The sequence below is a fragment of the Paenibacillus sp. PSB04 genome (assembly GCF_025809195.1).
GTDB lineage: Bacteria > Bacillota > Bacilli > Paenibacillales > Paenibacillaceae > Paenibacillus_AQ > Paenibacillus_AQ favisporus.
Genome location: NZ_CP081301.1, coordinates 642,651 through 661,630, shown reverse-complemented (window position 1 = coordinate 661,630; position 18,980 = coordinate 642,651). Strand labels below are relative to the sequence as shown.

The following is an 18,980-nucleotide window of genomic DNA, read 5'->3' as shown; positions in this document are numbered from 1 at the left end:
CACCTTTCAATCATTCAGCATTCAGAAAGTTAATTAAAGCTGTATTGAATTCTTCAGGGTGAGTCGCGTTTAGACCATGAGGTCCCCCTTCGATGACGACGAGCTGACTACCTGGAACCGTTTCGTGGGAAAGTTGACCGCTGACTTCAAGCGACACAATTGCATCGGAATCCCCATGGATAACAAGCAGTGGGATATTAAATTTTGCCAAATCGCCACGGAAATCCGTCCGGCCGAAAGCCTCAACACAATCCAGCGTCCCTTTTGGCGAAGCAGAAGAAGCAATTTCAAGGTTGTAATGGCGGAAAGATTCGCTAACCAGATCGGTTCGATCCCCTGCTTTAAAGAAATTGTGAGTGAAGTTGTCAAGGAAGGCGACACGGTCTTTTTTCAAACCGTCTAGGAAGCCTTGAATCGTGGCTTCATCCAGACCACCTTCCGGATGCTCGGCAGACTTGTAAAAGAACGGTGGAACCGCAGCGGCCAGCACGGCTTTTTTGACACGGCTTGTTCCGTATGTACCGATGTAACGGGCTACCTCTCCGCCACCCATCGAGAATCCGACCAGCGTTACATCCTTAAGGTCCAGCTGTTCGATAAGCTTATGAAGATCCGCTGCAAACGTATCATAGTCATATCCGTTCCACGGTTGGGAGGATTGCCCGAATCCACGGCGGTCATAGGTAATCACGCGGTAACCTGCATTGATGAGCGCTGGAACCTGATTCTCCCAAGAGCGTCCGCTCAGCGGCCAACCATGAATCAGAATGACAGGTTTGCCTGCGCCAACATCCTCAAAATTCAACTGAATAGGGTGCCCATTTTCTTCTCCGACTAATAATTTTGGCATGTTTCATTCTCCTCTGTTTTTTAATGATGATGATTAGTTGTGGCTCCCGCCCTCGTGGCCGCCAAACATCGTTTGGGCATATACAATGCCCGCGCCATAAGCACCGGTGTGCTCCTTAGCGATCGACATCACGGCGTCATAGGTTTCCTGGCGAGCCCAATCGCGTTGGTACTCAAGCATAACAGAAACCCAGGTAACGGGGATGGCTCCTGCTTGGATCATGCGTTGAACGGCCATGTTATGCGCTTCCGCAGTCGTCCCGCCTGAAGCATCCGTTACAATGTACACTTCATATCCGTCTTTAATAGCTCCAATAACAGGAAAGGCAAGGCAAACCTCCGTCCAGAGCGCTGCCATGACCAGCTTTTTACGGCCTGTTTTCTTCACGGCTTGTACCAGGTTGTCGTCTTCCCAAGAGTTCATTGTTGTACGGTCGATCGGTACCTGATCTGGAAATACCTCTTGAATTTGCGGATGAATCGGGCCTGAGAATGATTCTGCAGCCACCGTTGTAAGAATGGTGGGCACATTAAAGACTTTCCCGGTTTTGGCCAACCCAACCGTGTTGTTAATGATGGTTTGACGATCCGCGCTTTGAACACCAAAGATCATTTGAGGCTGATGGTCAATAAGAATAATTGCAGAGTTTTCAGCCGTCAGTAAATCTGTCTTGTCATTAAACATAGAGGATCCTACCTCCTAGATTTTGGTTGCAACAGGGCCCGATCCGTTGGAGTTTCTGCTGCATGTATTCAGTCTATGGAAATACCAATGTGCAAACAATCTTCAGTTTTCTATATTTTTCATAGGAAAATCCTATATACTTCGAAAGTTCTATAAGGAATATACATAAGCAATTCCTATGGCTGTTATAGAAAAAGCCATATTGTTAGTAAAAATGTCGACTTTTAGACTTATGGATAAAGGCAGTCTAGCAAGAACATCACAATTCGTATTAAAGGAGGTATTGACTATGAGCACAGGTTCTATAGGTTCTATGGCCTTAGCTCTTGCCGCAGGTATTGTCATTGGCGTTGTTTTTCAATCGCTTAAGATCCCGTCGCCAGCACCGCCTTTTTTAGGACTGCTCGGTCTCGCCGGAATGTTTGTAGGCCAGCGGTTGATCCCGTGGATCCAGCAATGGCTAAACCACAAATAATGCAATCTAAAAGGAGAGCGGAATCATGTCTAGAAAAACGAAAGATGTTGAGGCCAGTCTAGTCATTCACAATGCCAGCATCGTAACGATGGACGATGTAAATCCTACCGCATCGGCAGTTGCCGTTAAGGACGGCCAGTTTCTGGCTGTGGGTGATGATGCCGAAATCATGAAATATGTCGGATCCTCCACGCAGGTTGTCAACGCCAACAAACGAATGTTGATACCGGGCTTAAACGATTCACATATTCATCTCATTCGCGGTGGTCTCAACTATAACCTTGAACTTCGCTGGGATGGAGTGCCATCCGTAGCGGATGCATTGCGAATGCTGAAAAAGCAGGTTGATCGTACACCAGCACCTCATTGGGTCCGTGTTGTAGGCGGATGGACGGAGTTCCAATTCATCGAACGCCGGATGCCAACTCTGGATGAAATCAATCGAATTGCTCCGGAAACCCCCGTTTTTATTCTTAATCTTTACCGCCAAGCCTTTTTGAATAAAGCTGCCTTACGGGTAATAGGGTATACGAAGGATACGCCTAATCCGCCAGGCGGAGAAATCCAAAGGGACAGCCGGGGCAATCCAACAGGAATGCTCATCGCCAGGCCTAATGCAACGATATTGTACGCCACCTTAGCTAAAGGGCCAAAGCTTTCTTATGAGGACCAAATGAATTCAACCCGACTCTTTATGAGGGAATTGAATCGATTTGGTGTGACAAGCGTGATCGACGCTGGAGGGGGCTTTCAGAACTATCCCGATGACTATCAGGTGTTTGAGGAACTGGATAGACGTGGAGAAATTACGGTTCGCACGGCGTATAATTTATTCACCCAGCATCCCAAAAATGAATTAAACGATTTTAAAGCATGGACCGCTTCATCGCAGCCGTACACGGGCAGTTCTTATTATCGTCATAACGGTGCAGGTGAAATGCTTGTGTACAGCGCAGCAGACTTTGAGGATTTTGTTGAGCCTCGCCCGGAGCTTCCAGCTGTACTCGAAGATGAACTCTTTGAAGTTACCCAACATCTCGTTCAACAACGTTGGCCGTTTCGTCTTCATGCCACTTATGGAGAATCCATAACACGTTTTCTCGATGTTTTTGAACGCGTCAACAAAGAGGTGCCGTTCAAAGACTTGCGCTGGATTTTGGATCATGCCGAAACGATTCATGAGAAGGATTTGGAGCGGGTCGTCGAATTAGGAGGTTCGATCGCGGTTCAAAGCCGAATGGCTTTCCAGGGGGAATATTTTGTCGAAAGATATGGGGCAAAAGCAGCGGAGAATGCTCCTCCGATAACCAAGATGATGAAGTCCGGACTGCGCGTTGGTGTGGGAACGGATGCCACCAGAGTAGCAAGCTATAATCCTTGGGTGGCCTTATATTGGCTAGTGACGGGCAAAACACTGGGAGGATTAAGCCTGTATCCTGCTTCTAATCGTGTAGAGAGACACCAAGCGCTTCGGATGTATACGACGGGGAATGCATGGTTTTCAAAGGAAGAAGATGTGAAAGGGCAGATCAAACCGGGTCAATATGCTGATTTTACGATCCTTTCCGATAATTTCTTTCATGTCTCGGAAGAAGCAATTAAAAAAATTGAATCTGTCTTTACCGTCGTAGGTGGTAAGATCGTCTACGGTACCAGCGAATTTCAGTCTTTGTCGCCTCCAGCTCCAAAAGCCAGCCCAGACTGGTCTCCGCATAATGTCTTTGGCGGCTATTACAAGGGGCCGGAATATGGAGGTGGTGGATCAGGTGCCCATAACCCTAAACAGGTCCATCTTCATCATAAGTGTAACCATCATCACGGCAGCGGTTTCTGCGACTTGGATTGCTTTGTCTTCTAAAAGTAAACAAACCTAAGGTGATCCTAGTCAGACAAAAGGTACAGTCCCCTCATTGAAAATGGGGGACTGTACCTTTTGATTTAGAAGACTTTATCAGCAGCCCCGATCAAAACAGGAGTCATCTTTTCAATGATACTCAACGTTAGTTTGATTGGGTGGATGGATTGGGGTGGCGGCGGTTTCCTTTTTCTCCAAGCGAATGAAGAATGGGACAATCGTGCTTAGCAGCAGTAATCCGGCCAACACCTCGAAAGTGAACACATGACCTTTGATGCCGGTCAGATAAACCGAGACGATGGGGCCAAGTGAGGCTCCGATAAATAGCATAAACATATGGAAAGAAAGAGCGCTAGCCCGTAACTCTCCAGCTAAAGTGCCTATTAGAGACAACAAGGCGGGAAGAGCCATAGCTATGCCAGCTGCAAAAACAATACTCGCCAAGATTAAAAACGCAAGGTTCTCCCAGGCGCCTACCAGACCTAGGCCAATACCGGCCAAGATCAGACCGCAACATAGTACATTTTTTACGCCAAACCTAGCAACGAGCTTTCCATCAAACGGGGAAACGAGCATGCCGATGATACCGGCTGCGCGAACCCATAAGATTTCCTGGTGGCTCAGACTGAAGGGAGCGCTGCTTAGATAACTTCCAAGCGTAGAGAAAAAACCGACGAGTGCAATAAAGAGAGTTGAGGAAATGATGTAACAGAAGGGCAGGCTTTTTTTCTTGAAAATACCGCCAATGCGCTTTAACGGAGTAAAGAAATTGCCCTCCGGCTTCTGGATGATATCTTTGGGTATGCATAAGGTAATCAGAAAAAACGAAATAAAATACACGATGCCAAGGATGTAAAATACATATCTCCAGCTTAGTTCCAATATGACGGTGCTGCTATAGATCTGTCCAACGATACTGGCCATCAAAAAGGCGGTGCTTATAAATCCGAGGATCGTTACCCTTTTTTTCGTTGGGAACATCTCTATTGCGTAGGCTAACACAGAAGGGGGAAACATGGATGCTGCCAATCCTTGGATAACCCTCAGCACAATAAGCCACTGAAACTCATGGACCGTTCCAATAAAAGGGGTTGATACCGCGAGCAGGCATAATCCGGATATCATCATTCTTTTCCGTCCGTAGCGGTCGGAAAGCCCCCCGAACAGGAGTCCTCCGCCGGCAAAAGCAAATGAAAAGGCGCTTCCTGCCCAAGCTGCTTTGGAAGATGAAATCTGGAATACGTCCTCAAATAAGGGAAACAGGGGGATCGTTAAATATAGGGATGAGACGACAATTAATGAGCACCAGAATAGAATCAGGGTCGTAAGGTTATAACGTGGTGCCGCTTGCTTTGCTGGATTAATCAATCGTGATTCCCCTTTCTTCTGCAGGCGTCCCTTTTGTTACAGCTGCATTGGTTTCCTTCACATTTAAAAACACGTTGACAGCAAAAACAAGAATGCCGCTTCCGGCAACGGATTCACCTATACGTTTAATCGTGGATAACCATTCCTGATCATAGCCGTTTGCAATAAAGGACAGAGAGACTAACATGATTGGCAAACCTATGCCCTGCAACCAAAAGTGCCATTGGGCCAGACGGGACGCTGCGGCTTTGGGAAAGCGCAGATAAGTAAATCCGCAAAGGGCCAAAGTTGCCCATCCGAAAAGGTTGGTGTGGGCATGAACGCTAGTCAATGCAAAATTCAATGTTGCGCCCATGTAGATTCCAATGCCAATACCGAGAACAATATAAATAACAGCCATTTTTAAAAAACGTACTCCCATCCAAACTCTCCTTTGTATTTTACGAGATTCATTCTCCAGTCAAGGAGTTCTATAGATATTGAATTCCAAGAACCGGATATGTAACACAATCGTATAAACGGATGTTCGCACGATCAATATCGATATTTCTATGTCTCATATAGCTTTTTCTTATAATCATCGCAACGGCTTGGGAAAACCCTCGCCTTATTCGTAATGGGTTTTTCGTACAAAAGATATAGTAAATTCGCTATGCAAGTATAGAAATAATGGAATGGTTCGCTGCTGCTCTTTTCTCTATGATTTGAATCAGGAGTACTTTTCAGTTATTAGCAGGATCGAAAATACCTAACAGAAGGAGTCTGGGAAGGATGGGGAATATCATACAGAAAACGGCAGGCATCCATCATATTACTTGTTTCGTGAAGGACGCGCAGAGAAATGTAGATTTTTATGCTGGAGTTCTAGGTCTTCGTCTTGTAAAAAAAACAATTAACTTTGACGCACCCGAGGTATACCATTTGTACTTCGGCAATGAAAAAGGCAGCCCCGGAACGATAATGACGTTCTTCCCGCACGAACTTTCCCGCAAGGGCCGCATAGGAGGAGGACAAGTAGGTACAACAACGTACGTAGTACCCATAGGCGCAATTGATTTTTGGAAAGCACGCCTCACGGCGTTCGATATTTCCTTCACGGAAAGCACCCGTTTTTCTGAAAACTATATCGAATTTTCAGATCTTGACGGTCTGCAGTTAGAAATTGTTGAACGGGAAGACGGAGCGCTCAATACGTGGTCATTCGGAGGTATCCCGGCGGATAAGGCGATCAAAGGATTTGGGGGCGCCGTGCTATACAGTGTTGCATCCACCAAGACAATGCAGGTACTTGAGGACGTTTTAGGTCTTGAAAGGGTAGGGCAGGATGGCGACTTTATTCGCTATAAGGCTGAAGGGGACATCGGCAACCTCATTGATGTGAATGCGGAGCCCATGGACTGGGGGATCCCAGGTAGCGGCACCGTTCACCATATCGCGTGGCGAGCCAAGGATTTTGAAGACCATGATGCCTGGAGAAGCCATGTGGAAAGCAGCGGTTTACAGCCTACACCGATTATTGACCGGCAGTATTTTCATGCGATCTATTTTCGTGAACAAGGCGGCATTTTGTTTGAAATTGCGACGGATCCGCCAGGTTTCGCAAATGATGAGCCTGAAGATCATCTAGGCGAGGCCATCATGCTTCCTTCATGGTATGAAGACAGCCGCGCTGAAATTGAAAAGAACCTGCCACCTATTCAAGTGCGCGAATTGAAGTCAATCAAGCAATGAAACACCCATTTGATAACGTAAAAAGAGCAGTTACACAGGCTATGATAAGCTGTGATAACTGCTTTTTGTTTAATAGGATAAAGTCTCCATATCTCTTAAACCAAGCCCCGTAGCAACCGCATTTCCCCATTCAGGATCGGCTTTATAAAAATGGGCGATTTGACGAAGTTTGATTTCATCCTTTTCAACCGGTTTCATGGCATTCACAATATTATTTACCAAGCGCCCTCGTTCTTCTGCACTAAGTAACCGATACAAGTCACCAGGTTGAGTGTAATGGTCATGATGGTCATAAGGGACACTGTCGGCTGAACCGGATACCTCAAACGTAGCTGCCTTGTATGCTGCAGATTCAGTCGCCCCGTTGTAACTATTCGGTTCATAATACATTGAACTTCCTCCGTTGCGATCATAACGCATTTGACCGTCACGCTGGTTATTATTCACTTCGATAACAGGTTTATTAATAGGAAGCGTGTTATGATTTGTTCCGACCCGATAGCGGTGTGCATCGGCATAGGCGAATAAACGGCCTTGAAGCATTTTATCCGGAGAAGCTTCAATACCGGGTACGAAGGCTCCAGGAGAGAAAGTTGCTTGTTCGACTTCAGCGAAATAATTCTGCGGATTACGATCGAGGACCATACGTCCAACCTCGATAAGAGGGTAGTCTTTTTGCGACCACACTTTGGTTACATCAAATGGGTCGAATCGATAAGTATTTGCATCTTCAAGCGGCATGATTTGAACATACAACTTCCACGCGGGGAAGTCTCCTTTTTCTATAGCTTGAAACAAATCCTCAATGTGATAATCCGGATTTTCGCCGGCCAGTTTAACAGCTAGTTCGACATCCAGATTTTTAACACCCTGTTCCGTTTTGAAATGGTATTTTACCCAAACGCCTTGCCCATCTGCATTGACCCACTTAAACGTATGGCTTCCATAACCGTGCATATGACGTAAAGTAGCAGGGATACCGCGATCAGACATCAAGATGGATACTTGATGCAAGGACTCGGGAGACAATGACCAGAAATCCCATACCGCGTTTGGATTTTTTAGGTGGGTTTGAGGATGCCGTTTCTGAGTATGGATAAAATCCGGGAATTTAATGGCATCTCTTATGAAGAAGACAGGCGTATTATTTCCTACTAAGTCATAGTTCCCTTCTGCGGTGTAAAACTTGACGGCAAATCCACGAGGGTCACGCACGGTATCTGCAGAGCCAAGTTCGCCTGCAACCGTCGAGAAGCGGATAAATAAGGGCGTGCGTTTACCAACCTCGGATAAAAAGTCGGCTTTGGTATATGAGGACACATCGTGGGTTACTTCAAAATATCCGTGTGCACCGGCACCTTTGGCATGAACAACCCGCTCAGGGACACGTTCACGATTGAAATGGGCCAGCTTTTCAAGAAGATGGACATCTTGAATGAGTGTTGGACCCCGAGAGCCGGCAGTCATAGAATTCTGGTTATCTCCAACCGGGGCTCCCCAACTTGTCGTTAATTGGCCATGCTTGATTTCCAATTTAAATACCCCCAATATGTAAAATTAGTACATTAGGAACATCTTATTATCCATTTTGTATTTTGATCAATATCGGTCTATCTATATTTGACATAGTTATCGTTTATATCTTTTTAGAAGTCAGTGTAAGAAGAGGTGAAGAAGCTGAATTCCCCGCAGATATGAGAAATCCCCATGACAGATATTGACAAAGGCTTATTGATAGATACGAGTGGGAGGATTTAAGCTGTTACTACATAGATAAGCAGACAAATGAGAGGTCCGTCCTGCGATGCAGGGCGGACCGTTATTTTTAGCTGTTTACATATTTTTCTGCTGAGCGTTTACGAAGGCCGAGGGCGGTAATGCCAATCCCGAGAAGGGAAGCGGCAATCGGAACCATCATCGCTGTGTGGTAGCCGTCGAGCAGGGCTTGCGGGGATTTGTCCAAACCTGTAGCGCCAATCTGCACAGCGGTCACGACCGCCAAACCGAGTGCGGCGCCAAACTGGAAGGAGGTATTCAATAAACCGCTGGCGAGCCCCTGCTCTTCTTCCGCTATTCCGTCCGTGGCGGCGATGGTTAAAGGTCCGTAAGTCAGCGAAAAGGCGAGGCCCGTCAGGATCATCGTCGGGAACATCGCTGCATAGGTCCAGTCCAAACCGATAGGAAGAAAAAGGGCGTAGGCTAATGCAGCGAGGCAGAACCCGCCGAAAATCACCGGAATATTGCCGAAACGGTTTACCAGCTTGGGGGTCAGGGTAGGTGCGAGTATGGAATCGACACCGACGGCGAGCAGGGCAAGACCCGTTTCTAGAGATGACCAGCCGCGCAGTTCTTGGAGGTAGAGCACCGTCACGAATTGGAACCCGAAAAAAGAACCGGCAAACAACATGGCACCCAGGTTCGCCCGCACGAGTGAGCTGGCAGAAAATATGCCAAGGCGTACCAAGGGGGAAGCCGAGCGTCGTTCGATCGTTGCGAAGAGACCAAAAAGCAGGGCACTGCAGGCCAGGATTCCGGCGGTCCAGCTCCAGCCCAGGTTGGAGGATTCCACGACACCGTAAACCAGAAGCAGCATGGCCGCCGTGACGCTGACTGCTCCGGCCAGATCGAAGCCTTTGGAGGAGGCCTCCGGCCGACCAGAGGCCGGTATGAGGCGAATCGCGGCTAGAAGAATCACGAATGCCAATAGAACCGGACCAAAGAAAACCCAACGCCAGTTAATCTCACTTAAGATGCCGCCGACCACAAGACCGAGTGAAAACCCGGCGGCCGCTGTCCCGGCATAAACGAGCAAGGCCTTGTTACGTGCAGTCCCCTCCGCAAAGCTTGTCGTGATGATGGATAAGCCGGCCGGAGTCATGAACGCTGCACTAATGCCTGTAACAAACCGGGCGGTGATCAGCATCCAGCCTTCGGTCGATAATCCGCCTAACCCGGAGAAAGCAAAGAAAACCGTGAGCCATAGCAGAAACATTTTTCGGCGCCCGAACAGTCGGCTGCCCGGCCTCCCAGCAGCATGAAGCCGCCATACCCCAATACATAGGCGCTGACTACCCATTGCAGCGAACCGGTCGACATGCCCAGTTCAGCACGGATCGAGGGCAGAGCCACGCCCATCATCGACACGTCGATCCCTTCCAGAAAAATTGCGCCGCACAAAACGAACAATAAGCCCCAGGAAAGCTTGCCGGAACTTTGAGACGTTTGACCGTTTGCCTTCATTCGATATGTCCTCCTCATTATGAATAATCATCCATTTTCGGAACCGGCTCGATCGGGTCTGCCGATTTCCTTATTGGCACAAGGAGATTATGTATCATATAATCGAGGAACAGAAGTACGCACTTTTTTGTGTCATTTTCACCAAAAGGTAATATAGGAACCAAAAAGTACCTATTTTGATCGGGGGAAAAAGTGCCATGAAAACGAGTATGCCGCAAGCTTTTAATATACCGATAGAAGCGACCCTGGAAGTCATCGGGGGGAAATGGAAAACGCTCATTTTATGCCATTTAACCTATGGAGCGAAACGAACGAGCGAGCTGAAAAAGTTGACCCCGGGCATCACGCAAAAAATGCTGACTCAGCAGCTTAGAGAGTTGGAGGAGGATGGGGTCATCATCCGGACGGTATACAACCAGGTCCCGCCGAAAGTCGTTTACGAATTGAGCGAGCTGGGCCAATCCCTTCGGCCGGTCATCGATGTGATGTGCCAGTGGGGAGAGCGGTACATCCAGGGATCAACCGAGAACCAGGCAAGCTCGAACATGTGACGTAAGCCGCGGGGAAACTAAAAAAAGAGCTCAGCAACCAGGCTGAACTCTTTTTTAATTCTATTTTATGATTGGCGAATGTTATGAATCCGACCAACAGGCACATTTAGGATTGATAAAAATACAAAATAATGGCGGCGGCCACAAGCACGCAGAAAAGGGTGAAAAACGTAATTTTCCATCCGCTGCGCGGGACCTTGCCGCTGATGCTGCCCGTCTCTCCGTTGACCATATACCGATAAACCTTCTCCTTGTACGTGTAAGAGGCATTCCAAAGCGGCAGCAGGATATGCTTGTAGGTCCGCTCGGAGTATTGGGTATCGATGCTGAGGTTGCGCAGTTCGTCCCCGCCGATTTGCCGGCGTATCGAATCTTCCAGGCTGTCGTCCATCCGGGATACCGCGTCGCTCCAACCCTCACGCAAGGGCACGGTATACCTTTCGGCCACAAAACCGCTTAAATATTCAGGCTTGTATGGTCGGAGGTCCTCTAGGCTGAAATCGTCAAACTGCTCCATCAGGCGGGTGTCGTGCTGTTTGGAAGCAGGAACAAGCACATCGTTAAAAAATCGATCGTAGGAGCCGGATGTCCAGTGCCACACGGTGTACCGAACCTGCTCCTCGTACGTCTCTGTTTTCCCGTCAACCGTCCGGGTACGCGTCTCAGTGCGGTAATGATAGGTACCAACTTCTGCCGAATAGTCGGAATCGGTTTGGGCATCAAAGGTCCAGAAGGGGACATAAATGCCGGAAACATTCGAGCGGGTCTGCTGCTTTTTGAAGGCGCCCGGCACGAACCATTTTTTCTTCTTCCACTTCAGGAACAGGGCGTTCGCCTCATCCTTCGAGATGTGAAAGGGGATGATGGATTCGGGCCGTATGCTGTCCGGATCCCCTTGGGGCAGGACCTTGGGGGAGCCGCAAAAGGCGCATAGAGCCGCCGTCTGCGCGGCAGGAAGGAGCATCTGGGCCCCGCAGTTCTCGCATTGCACCGCCTGCTGCTCGGTCCCCCAGTCTTTCAAGGCCTGATCTTGTTCATCCGCAAAATCCAGCTCATATTCGGTAGGCTCGGACGGATAACGGGGCTGTTCAATGGGAGCCAGGCTTCCGCAATACGTGCATTTCATCTGCTGGGTTTCGGTATCAAAAATCATTTGCGCCCCGCAGCCCGAGCAGGGGAAGCGGATCGGTGCTTCGACGGACATAAGCGCTCTCCTCTACACTTTATTGCCGCAGCTCGGACAGAACTTCATCGTGCTGCTCAAGCTGCCCCCACACTCCGTGCAAAATTTTTTCTCCGGCCGCGGCGTACCGCATTCCGGGCAAAATTTCTCGGAGGGTTTGAGCCCGTGTCCGCATTGGGCGCAGGGCTCGGTATCAACGGGGGACGCCGGATGGGCAGGAGCGGCAGGCTGGGGCTCTACAGCATCCGCCGAAGGCTTCATCGCTTGATTGAACATTTGCCCCATGGCCATGCCCGCCCCGAGGCTTGCCCCGGCGCCAGCAAGCCCGCTGTCGGGATTGTTGGCTGCATCGCGAAGCGATTCGGCGGCCTGAAACTTCATGTACTGATCGAGATTGCCGGCAATGCTCATGGATGACTTCCGGTCGATCATTTTTTCGACTTCTTCCGGTAAGGAGATGTTTTCGATAAAAAATCCGGACAGGGACAGACCCATGCCATTGAAAATCGGCTCCAGCTTGGTCCGGAGGGCGGAGCTCAGCTCGTCGTACTGCACCGCAATATCCATGATCGGAATTTTGGCCTCGCCAATCAGGTCGCTCACACCGGATACGATCACCGACTTGAGATAACCGCCGATTTGATCCGAACCGAATGAGGACTGGGTCCCGAAGATTTCCTTAAGAAACAAGGCCGGGTCCTGCACGCGGAACGCGTAGCTGCCGAATCCCCGCATCCGGATAGCTCCGAATTCAGGATCCCGCATCATAATGGGGTTGGTCGTTCCCCATTTCTGATCCGTGAAATTACGCGTGTTTACAAAATACACATCTGCCTTAAACGGCGAATTGAATGCATATTTCCATGATTTTAACGCCGTCAGAACCGGCATGTTCTGCGTGCTTAAGGTATACGTGCCTGGGCCGAATACATCGGCGATCTGGCCCTCGTTCAGAAAAATCGCGGCCTGCGATTCCCGCACCGTCAGCCTCGCGCCCATTTTGATCGCTTTGTCGTAGACCGGAAACTGGTGCACGATTTCATTGGTGTTGTCCGTCCATTCAATAACCTCGATAAATTGGCCTTTAATAAAAGAAAACAAACCCATCGTTCAACCTCCATCTTGATTCCAATTATCTCCATTATACGTGATTCCGGTTTGTCCGTCTCAACGAATCGACGAAGGTTCAGCACCATACGCCACCATTGGACAAAATATGTCGGGGATGATAGGGGAAGTTTACACATTCTTATCTCTAAAAAAAGAACGACCTGTATGGCTTCATCCACACAGGTCGTCTTTATGTTCGCATCCGGAGAACCGGGATAGGCGACTATTCGAGATACATCCGCTTCAGCTTTGCCTGCTCGTCTTTGCTTAGCCCCAAGCCTTTTTCCAGGAAACCCTGAATCGAGCCGTATTTCTTCGTCATTTCGTCGAAAGCAGCGTTGATATATTCCGGGCGGACGTCCATTAACGCTTTGATGACTTCAATCGCATTCTCGTCCGTCAGATTAAACTGCTTTACCATGGCGTCCACAGCCGCCTTGTTGTATGCTTCGCGGTACTTGTTGCTGAGCATGAAATCCTGGACTACGGTTTCTTTCGGAACGCCGAGTGCAAGCAGCATCAATGCCGATCCGAGGCCGGTGCGGTCTTTACCTGCGGTGCAGTGCTGTACGAGCGCCGCGGATGCCGGATCCAGCATCATGTCGAACAATTTCACGTAAGCCGAAGGGGAGTCGACCATGTCGCGGTTGGCGGCGGTCAACACGTCGCCGGGCTTACCCATTTTGTCGAACTCGCCGCTCGCCATGAAGCTCATGATGTCGGTGCCGCTGCCGGATTGGCCGAAGACCGGGTTGCGGACATAGGCAGCGCCGGGAATCGCCGGATCGGGCTTGGATTTCACTTCTTCGTCCGTGCGGTAGTCCACGATCGTCTTCAGGCCGCTCTTTTGCAAATAGGCGATATCGCTTGCCGTGAGGCCGGCGAGCTCGTCCGAGCGGAACAGCTTGCCCCACTTGACCGTTTTGCCGTCCGCCGTTTTGTAGCCGCCGAGATCGCGGAAGTTGGTGGCGCCTTGGAGCGGCAGCAGACGCTCGGCGGTTGTGATGACGGCACCGCTCGCCGCCTTCACTTTAAAGTAAACCCGGCTGCCCGGATTCGGATCCTTCGTTCGCAGGCCGCCAAACGAGGCGTAGGTACGGGCAAGCTCCTTCCAGCCGCTATCCGGACTCTGGCTCCAGTAAACTTTAACCGGTCCCAGATTGGCGGTGGTCTGCCAGTGCAGCGTCAGCGTACCGTCTTTGGCCCGTTCCACGGCAGCCCCGGTAAAGCTGCCCTGCTTGGCCTTGGCTTGAATACCGGACGCGGGCGCTTTGCCCGCAGGTGCAGCTGCGCTGGCCGTGGCTGCCGACAGCGGCGCAGCCGAAAGCAGCAGGGCCGTGCCCAGCAGAATCGTTTTTTTCATCATGGTCGTTGTTCTCCCCCTCTGGTCTTAGAAAAATGCATGTTGTCCTCTTTATGATGGGGGAGAAGTGTTGGCATCATGTTATCCGAGCATTAGCGGAAGGTAAAATTGTGTCAGTATTTACATAAATCACGATAAAAGGTGTCAGATTTAAACGAACCATGATACAGAATTCTTGCGGATGTGGGTCTGAGCAGAGGAAATTCGGCATACAGGGAGGGGGTTCCCGACCAGTGTCGAATAGTTACCTTGGAAGTAAAAGGAACAGGGGGAATGGAGATGAAAGTAAAACGGATTGTCACGAACATTCGTACGGAGGATCTGGCGGCTGCCCGTACTTTTTACGAGGACGTGCTCGGTTTGGAGAAGTGGATGGACCACGGATGGATCGCCACCTATGGGACCGATGCCCGTATGGATGTTCAGGTCAGCGTCGCATCGGAAGGGGGCTCGGGCACCCCGGTGCCGGACCTGTCCATCGAAGTGGATGACGTCGACGAAGCTCTGAACCGTATGAAGCAGGCGGGCTTTCAGATCGAATACGGTCCGGCGGATGAGCCGTGGGGCGTGCGCCGTTTCTATGTACGGGATCCATTTGGGAAACTGATCAATATCCTGGCCCACAAGCCGTAAAATATCAACAAGGAAGTGTGATACATCCATGATTCGAAGGTTTTTCGCGTACTACAAGCCGTACAAGGGGCTGTTTATCCTTGATTTCGTGTGCGCGGTGTTCGCCGGGCTGCTGGAGCTGGCCTTTCCGCTGGCCGTCAGCCATTTTATCGATAACCTGCTGCCCAGCAAGGACTGGGCGATCATCGTCGTCGCCTGTCTGGCGCTGCTGGCCATTTACGGGCTCAATATGGTACTGCAGTATATCGTGACCTACTGGGGTCATATGCTGGGCATCAACATTGAAACGGATATGCGTAAAAAGCTGTTCGACCATATCCAGAAGCTCTCGTTCCGTTTCTTCGACAATCATAAAACCGGGCATTTGGTCGGGCGGATCACCAATGATCTGAACGACGTCGGCGAGGTGGCCCACCACGGGCCGGAGGATGTCTTTATTGCGGTCATGACGCTGATCGGCTCCTTTGCGCTGATGGCTTCCATTAACATGGAGCTGGCGCTGCTGACCTTTATCATTATCCCGGTCATGGCCTGGGTGATCATTCACTTCGGGGGCCGAATGACCACGACGTACCGGCGGCTGTTCGGGAACGTGGGGAATTTCAATGCCCGGATCGAGGACAATGTCGGCGGAATCCGCGTCGTGCAGTCCTTTGCCAATGAGGAGCATGAGAAGAAGCTGTTTGACGTCGACAACCAGAACTTCCGCCAGACCAAGCTGATGGCTTATAAGACGATGGCGAAAAGCATGTCGGTCACCTACATGATGATGCGGCTCGTCACCGTGTTCGTAATGCTGTGCGGCGCCTGGTTTTTCCTCAGCGGACGGATCGAGCTGGGCGAGTTCATGGCGTTCCTGCTGCTGTCCAACGTCTTTTTCCGTCCGATCGAAAAGATCAATGCGGTCATCGAAAGCTACCCGAAAGGCATCGCGGGCTTTCGGCGGTATTTGGAAATCATGGATACCGAGCCGGACATTGCGGACGCTCCGGATGCAGTGGAATTGGATCGGGTTGTAGGCAATATCCGCTACGAAGGTGTCACCTTCGGTTATGATCCGGCCAAACCGATCCTGAACAATATTGATCTGTCGATCCGGGCGGGGGAGACCGTCGCGTTTGTCGGTCCTTCCGGAGCGGGGAAAACGACGATCTGCAGCCTGCTGCCGCGCTTCTATGAGCTGGATGGGGGACGGATTACGATCGACGGCATCGATATCCGGGACATCAAGCTGGATTCGCTGCGGCGGCACATCGGCATCGTGCAGCAGGACGTGTTCCTGTTCTCCGGGACAGTGAAGGAAAATATCGCATACGGCAATTTGAATGCCACCGATGAGGAAATTTGGAAGGCGGCGGAGCGCGCATCGCTGGCCGAAGTGATCCGCTCCATGCCGGAGGGCATGGATACGGTCATCGGCGAGCGGGGCGTGAAGCTGTCGGGCGGACAAAAGCAGCGCTTATCGATCGCCCGGATGTTCCTGAAGAACCCGCCGATCCTGATCCTGGACGAGGCAACATCCGCGCTCGACACCGAGACGGAAGCCGCCATTCAGCAGGCGCTGACCGAGCTGTCGCAGGGGCGCACGACGCTGGTCATCGCTCACCGGCTGACGACGATCCGCAACGCAGACCGGATTATGGTCGTGAATGAACAGGGTATTGCCGAGGAGGGCATGCACCAGGAGCTGATTGCCGCCGGCGGCATATACAGCCGGCTGCACCTGGCTCAATCACAGCATTCGTAATATCGGATTGAACCGCATTTAGCGGAGGCATTGCTTGCGATATAAGGAAGCCAATTCTCCGAAGCGGATACTTTCCTTAATCCTCAAAAAGGAGCTCCACGATTCCCGTGGGGCTCCTTTACTTTATTCATCTTTTTGGGCCAAGCTGACTTTGTGCAGCAGCGAGATCAGCTGATCATGCTCCTCCGGGGTCAGATACCGGGCTAGAGTCCGGTTGGATTCATCCAGGATCGCATGCAGCTGAGGCTGTACTTCCTTGGCTTTGGAGGTGGGAAACAGCAGCTGGGAACGCCGGTCATCCGGGTCCGGCTTGCGCTCGATATAACCTGACGCCTCCAGCTGTTTAATGGAACGGGCCGTGGTGGCCTTGTCGAATTTCAACTGCTGGGTCAGCTGTTCCTGCGTAATTCCCGGTTGATGCAGGATGGCCTTCAGGAAGCTGTGCTGTCCGCCGCCGCCGATGCCGTAAGGAGCCAGTTCCTTGGCGAGCCTTTTCTGGTTCTGGCGATGGATGTAAGAGATCAGCTTGCCAATCGGTTCTTTGTCTGGCATTACATCGGCACCTTCTTTCATCATGAAGTGGAGGGACAACGGGAACGATAAACTCAAGTTCAGCAAATATTTTATCTCAAAATGGTTGCAAGCGCAACTAATATAAGGTACACTGTTACTGCCAATTAGTTGCGCGTGCAACTAATAATGATGAACAGGAGCAGGAGGTACCACATGAGTTCAATACAGCGGACGTATCAAGAGGATGCGAATATCCAGAAGAAGCGCTGGATCATCCTCATTGTTCTGAATTTATTTACATTTATGTCCACACTGGATGGAAGCATCGTCAACATCGCCCTGCCGGTGCTGTCCAAACAGATGGGATTGCCGATCGCCCAGATCGAATGGGTGACGACGGGGTACCTGATGGCGATCTGCGCGGTCATTCTTTTCTTCGGAAAATTGGGGGATATCGCAGGCAAGATCCGTATTTTTAAAATCGGCACGATCATCTTCATTATCGGATCGCTGCTGTGCGGGTTCAGCACAACGCTGCCGTTCCTGATCGTCTCCCGGGTCATTCAGGCGCTTGGAGCGTCGATGACCATGGCGAACAGCCAAGGGATTTTGACTGATATTTTTCCGGCGAAGGAGCGGGGGAGGGCGCTGGGGTTGATCGGCACGTTCGTTTCTCTCGGGAGCATTGCCGGGCCATCCTTAGGCGGCATCATCATTTCATCGCTCGGATGGGAGTACATTTTCTGGGTTAACGTACCGATCGGTTTGATCGCGATCATCATGGGGTGGAAGGTGCTGCCGGCGGATTTGATCCGGGTCAAGGCCAAGATCGACGTGCCGGGAAGCTCGCTGTTCGCGGTATTTATCATCACCTTGTTCGCAGGACTGCTGCTCGGCCAGCAGGCCGGATACGGCAACGTCTGGATTCTGCTCGCTCTTGCCGTCGCGCTGGTGGCGCTGGTCATCTTCCTTCGCACCGAAGCGGTTCGCAAGGACGCGCTGCTGGATCTGTCGCTGTTTAAAAATCCGCTCTTCTCCATCAGCATTCTGTGCGGCTTTCTCGTCTTTACGGCCAATTTCTGCTTCAACATCATCGCGCCGTTTTACGCCCAGAACATGCTGAATTTATCGCCGTTTGCCGCCGGCTTCCTGCTGATGCTCTTCCCGATCTGCATGGTCATCGTGGCGCCGGTGAGCGGCGCTTTATCGGACAAAATCGGCTCGGAGCTTCTCACCTTTGCCGGCTTGGTCGTGATGGTGATCGCCCAATTCGGCTTGGCCTGGCTGCATGAAGGAAGCAGCCTCGTGCTCGTCGGGCTGTGGATCGCCATGCTCGGCATCGGCAGCGGCCTGTTCCAGTCGCCGAACAACTCGCTCGTCATGTCCCAAGTGCCGCGCACGCAGCTCGGCTCAGCCGGGAGCGTCAACTCTTTGGTGCGGAACGTGGGCATGGTCGTCGGCATTACCGTAGCAACGACGATTTTGTTCCACGTCATGAGCCTCCGCGCCGGCCGGCGGGTGACCGGGCTGGTGCCGGGGCATCCCGACATTTTCTTAAGCGGCATGCACGCCGTGTTCAGCACGTCAGCCTGCATCTGCCTGGTGGCCGCCGCCTTGACGGGCTGGCGCATGTACCGGGCGAAGGCGGGGAAGCGCCGGGAGGTAAAGGCTTAATTT

The 18,980-nt window shown here is 50.9% G+C and carries 16 protein-coding genes and 1 pseudogene; 7 read left to right on the top strand and 10 right to left on the bottom strand.

The window, feature by feature from the left end; translation table 11 throughout:
* Positions 1 to 10: 10 nt before the first annotated feature.
* Both K2F33_RS03470 and K2F33_RS03465 read right to left on the bottom strand, forming a co-directional pair.
* Entirely contained in the window at positions 11 to 850 is an 840-nt protein-coding gene (locus tag K2F33_RS03470; RefSeq protein ID WP_263881007.1) for an alpha/beta fold hydrolase, read from the bottom strand.
* 33 nt (positions 851 to 883) lie between these two features.
* Positions 884 to 1,534, bottom strand: coding sequence for a hydrolase (locus tag K2F33_RS03465; protein ID WP_145029765.1), 651 nt, complete (start codon positions 1,532 to 1,534; stop codon positions 884 to 886).
* 289 nt (positions 1,535 to 1,823) lie between these two features.
* Between K2F33_RS03465 and K2F33_RS03460 the strand changes: the two genes are divergently transcribed.
* Positions 1,824 to 2,009, top strand: a complete 186-nt coding sequence (locus K2F33_RS03460) for a XapX domain-containing protein (RefSeq protein WP_076176227.1) — start codon at positions 1,824 to 1,826, stop codon at positions 2,007 to 2,009.
* A gap of 25 nt (positions 2,010 to 2,034) precedes the next feature.
* Positions 2,035 to 3,867, top strand: coding sequence for an amidohydrolase (locus K2F33_RS03455; protein WP_263881006.1), 1,833 nt, complete (start codon positions 2,035 to 2,037; stop codon positions 3,865 to 3,867).
* A gap of 126 nt (positions 3,868 to 3,993) precedes the next feature.
* On the opposite strand, the gene K2F33_RS03450 is transcribed toward K2F33_RS03455, so the two are convergent.
* Both K2F33_RS03450 and K2F33_RS03445 read right to left on the bottom strand, forming a co-directional pair.
* Positions 3,994 to 5,232 carry an MFS transporter gene (locus K2F33_RS03450; protein WP_263881005.1) on the bottom strand — a complete coding sequence of 413 codons (1,239 nt, stop codon included), beginning with the start codon at positions 5,230 to 5,232 and terminating at the stop codon, positions 3,994 to 3,996.
* On the bottom strand, positions 5,225 to 5,653 hold the full coding sequence (locus K2F33_RS03445) for a hypothetical protein (RefSeq protein WP_089549813.1): 429 nt from the start codon (positions 5,651 to 5,653) through the stop codon (positions 5,225 to 5,227). The genes K2F33_RS03450 and K2F33_RS03445 overlap by 8 nt, the downstream gene beginning before the upstream one ends.
* 359 nt (positions 5,654 to 6,012) lie before the next feature.
* Here K2F33_RS03445 and K2F33_RS03440 point away from each other — a divergent pair, with 359 nt between their 5' ends.
* Positions 6,013 to 6,963 (top strand): ring-cleaving dioxygenase, encoded by a 951-nt coding sequence (locus tag K2F33_RS03440; RefSeq protein ID WP_263882281.1) that lies wholly within the window; start codon positions 6,013 to 6,015, stop codon positions 6,961 to 6,963.
* A gap of 69 nt (positions 6,964 to 7,032) precedes the next feature.
* On the opposite strand, the gene katA is transcribed toward K2F33_RS03440, so the two are convergent.
* Together katA and K2F33_RS03430 are read right to left on the bottom strand one after the other, a co-directional pair.
* A complete protein-coding gene (gene katA / locus K2F33_RS03435) occupies positions 7,033 to 8,490 on the bottom strand; it encodes a catalase KatA (RefSeq protein ID WP_263882280.1) in 1,458 nt (485 codons plus the stop codon).
* A 298-nt stretch (positions 8,491 to 8,788) separates the two neighbouring features.
* Positions 8,789 to 10,098: pseudogene (locus K2F33_RS03430) on the bottom strand (MFS transporter).
* Positions 10,099 to 10,400: 302 nt separating this feature from the next.
* Here K2F33_RS03430 and K2F33_RS03425 point away from each other — a divergent pair.
* Positions 10,401 to 10,754 carry a winged helix-turn-helix transcriptional regulator gene (locus tag K2F33_RS03425; protein ID WP_076176215.1) on the top strand — a complete coding sequence of 118 codons (354 nt, stop codon included), beginning with the start codon at positions 10,401 to 10,403 and terminating at the stop codon, positions 10,752 to 10,754.
* A 106-nt stretch (positions 10,755 to 10,860) separates the two neighbouring features.
* On the opposite strand, the gene K2F33_RS03420 is transcribed toward K2F33_RS03425, so the two are convergent.
* From K2F33_RS03420 to K2F33_RS03410, 3 genes are all read right to left on the bottom strand, one after another.
* Complete coding sequence (locus tag K2F33_RS03420) at positions 10,861 to 11,958, bottom strand: TFIIB-type zinc ribbon-containing protein (protein WP_263881004.1); 1,098 nt, start codon at positions 11,956 to 11,958, stop codon at positions 10,861 to 10,863.
* Positions 11,959 to 11,970: 12 nt separating this feature from the next.
* Positions 11,971 to 13,044, bottom strand: coding sequence for an SPFH domain-containing protein (locus K2F33_RS03415; RefSeq protein WP_076176211.1), 1,074 nt, complete (start codon positions 13,042 to 13,044; stop codon positions 11,971 to 11,973).
* A 226-nt stretch (positions 13,045 to 13,270) separates the two neighbouring features.
* Positions 13,271 to 14,413 (bottom strand): tyrosine-protein phosphatase, encoded by a 1,143-nt coding sequence (locus K2F33_RS03410; RefSeq protein ID WP_263881003.1) that lies wholly within the window; start codon positions 14,411 to 14,413, stop codon positions 13,271 to 13,273.
* Positions 14,414 to 14,689: 276 nt separating this feature from the next.
* Between K2F33_RS03410 and K2F33_RS03405 the strand changes: the two genes are divergently transcribed.
* Together K2F33_RS03405 and K2F33_RS03400 are read left to right on the top strand one after the other, a co-directional pair.
* Positions 14,690 to 15,043 carry a glyoxalase superfamily protein gene (locus K2F33_RS03405; RefSeq protein ID WP_076176209.1) on the top strand — a complete coding sequence of 118 codons (354 nt, stop codon included), beginning with the start codon at positions 14,690 to 14,692 and terminating at the stop codon, positions 15,041 to 15,043.
* Between the two features lie 28 nt (positions 15,044 to 15,071).
* Complete coding sequence (locus K2F33_RS03400; RefSeq protein WP_192717493.1) at positions 15,072 to 16,790, top strand: ABC transporter ATP-binding protein; 1,719 nt, start codon at positions 15,072 to 15,074, stop codon at positions 16,788 to 16,790.
* A gap of 123 nt (positions 16,791 to 16,913) precedes the next feature.
* Here the strand turns inward: K2F33_RS03400 and K2F33_RS03395 are convergent, their stop codons facing one another.
* Positions 16,914 to 17,342 (bottom strand): MarR family winged helix-turn-helix transcriptional regulator, encoded by a 429-nt coding sequence (locus tag K2F33_RS03395; protein ID WP_089549820.1) that lies wholly within the window; start codon positions 17,340 to 17,342, stop codon positions 16,914 to 16,916.
* A 174-nt stretch (positions 17,343 to 17,516) separates the two neighbouring features.
* Between K2F33_RS03395 and K2F33_RS03390 the strand changes: the two genes are divergently transcribed.
* Positions 17,517 to 18,977: an MFS transporter gene (locus K2F33_RS03390; RefSeq protein ID WP_200634434.1), complete on the top strand. Its 1,461-nt coding sequence runs from the start codon at positions 17,517 to 17,519 to the stop codon at positions 18,975 to 18,977.
* The last annotated feature ends 3 nt before the right edge of the window (positions 18,978 to 18,980 follow it).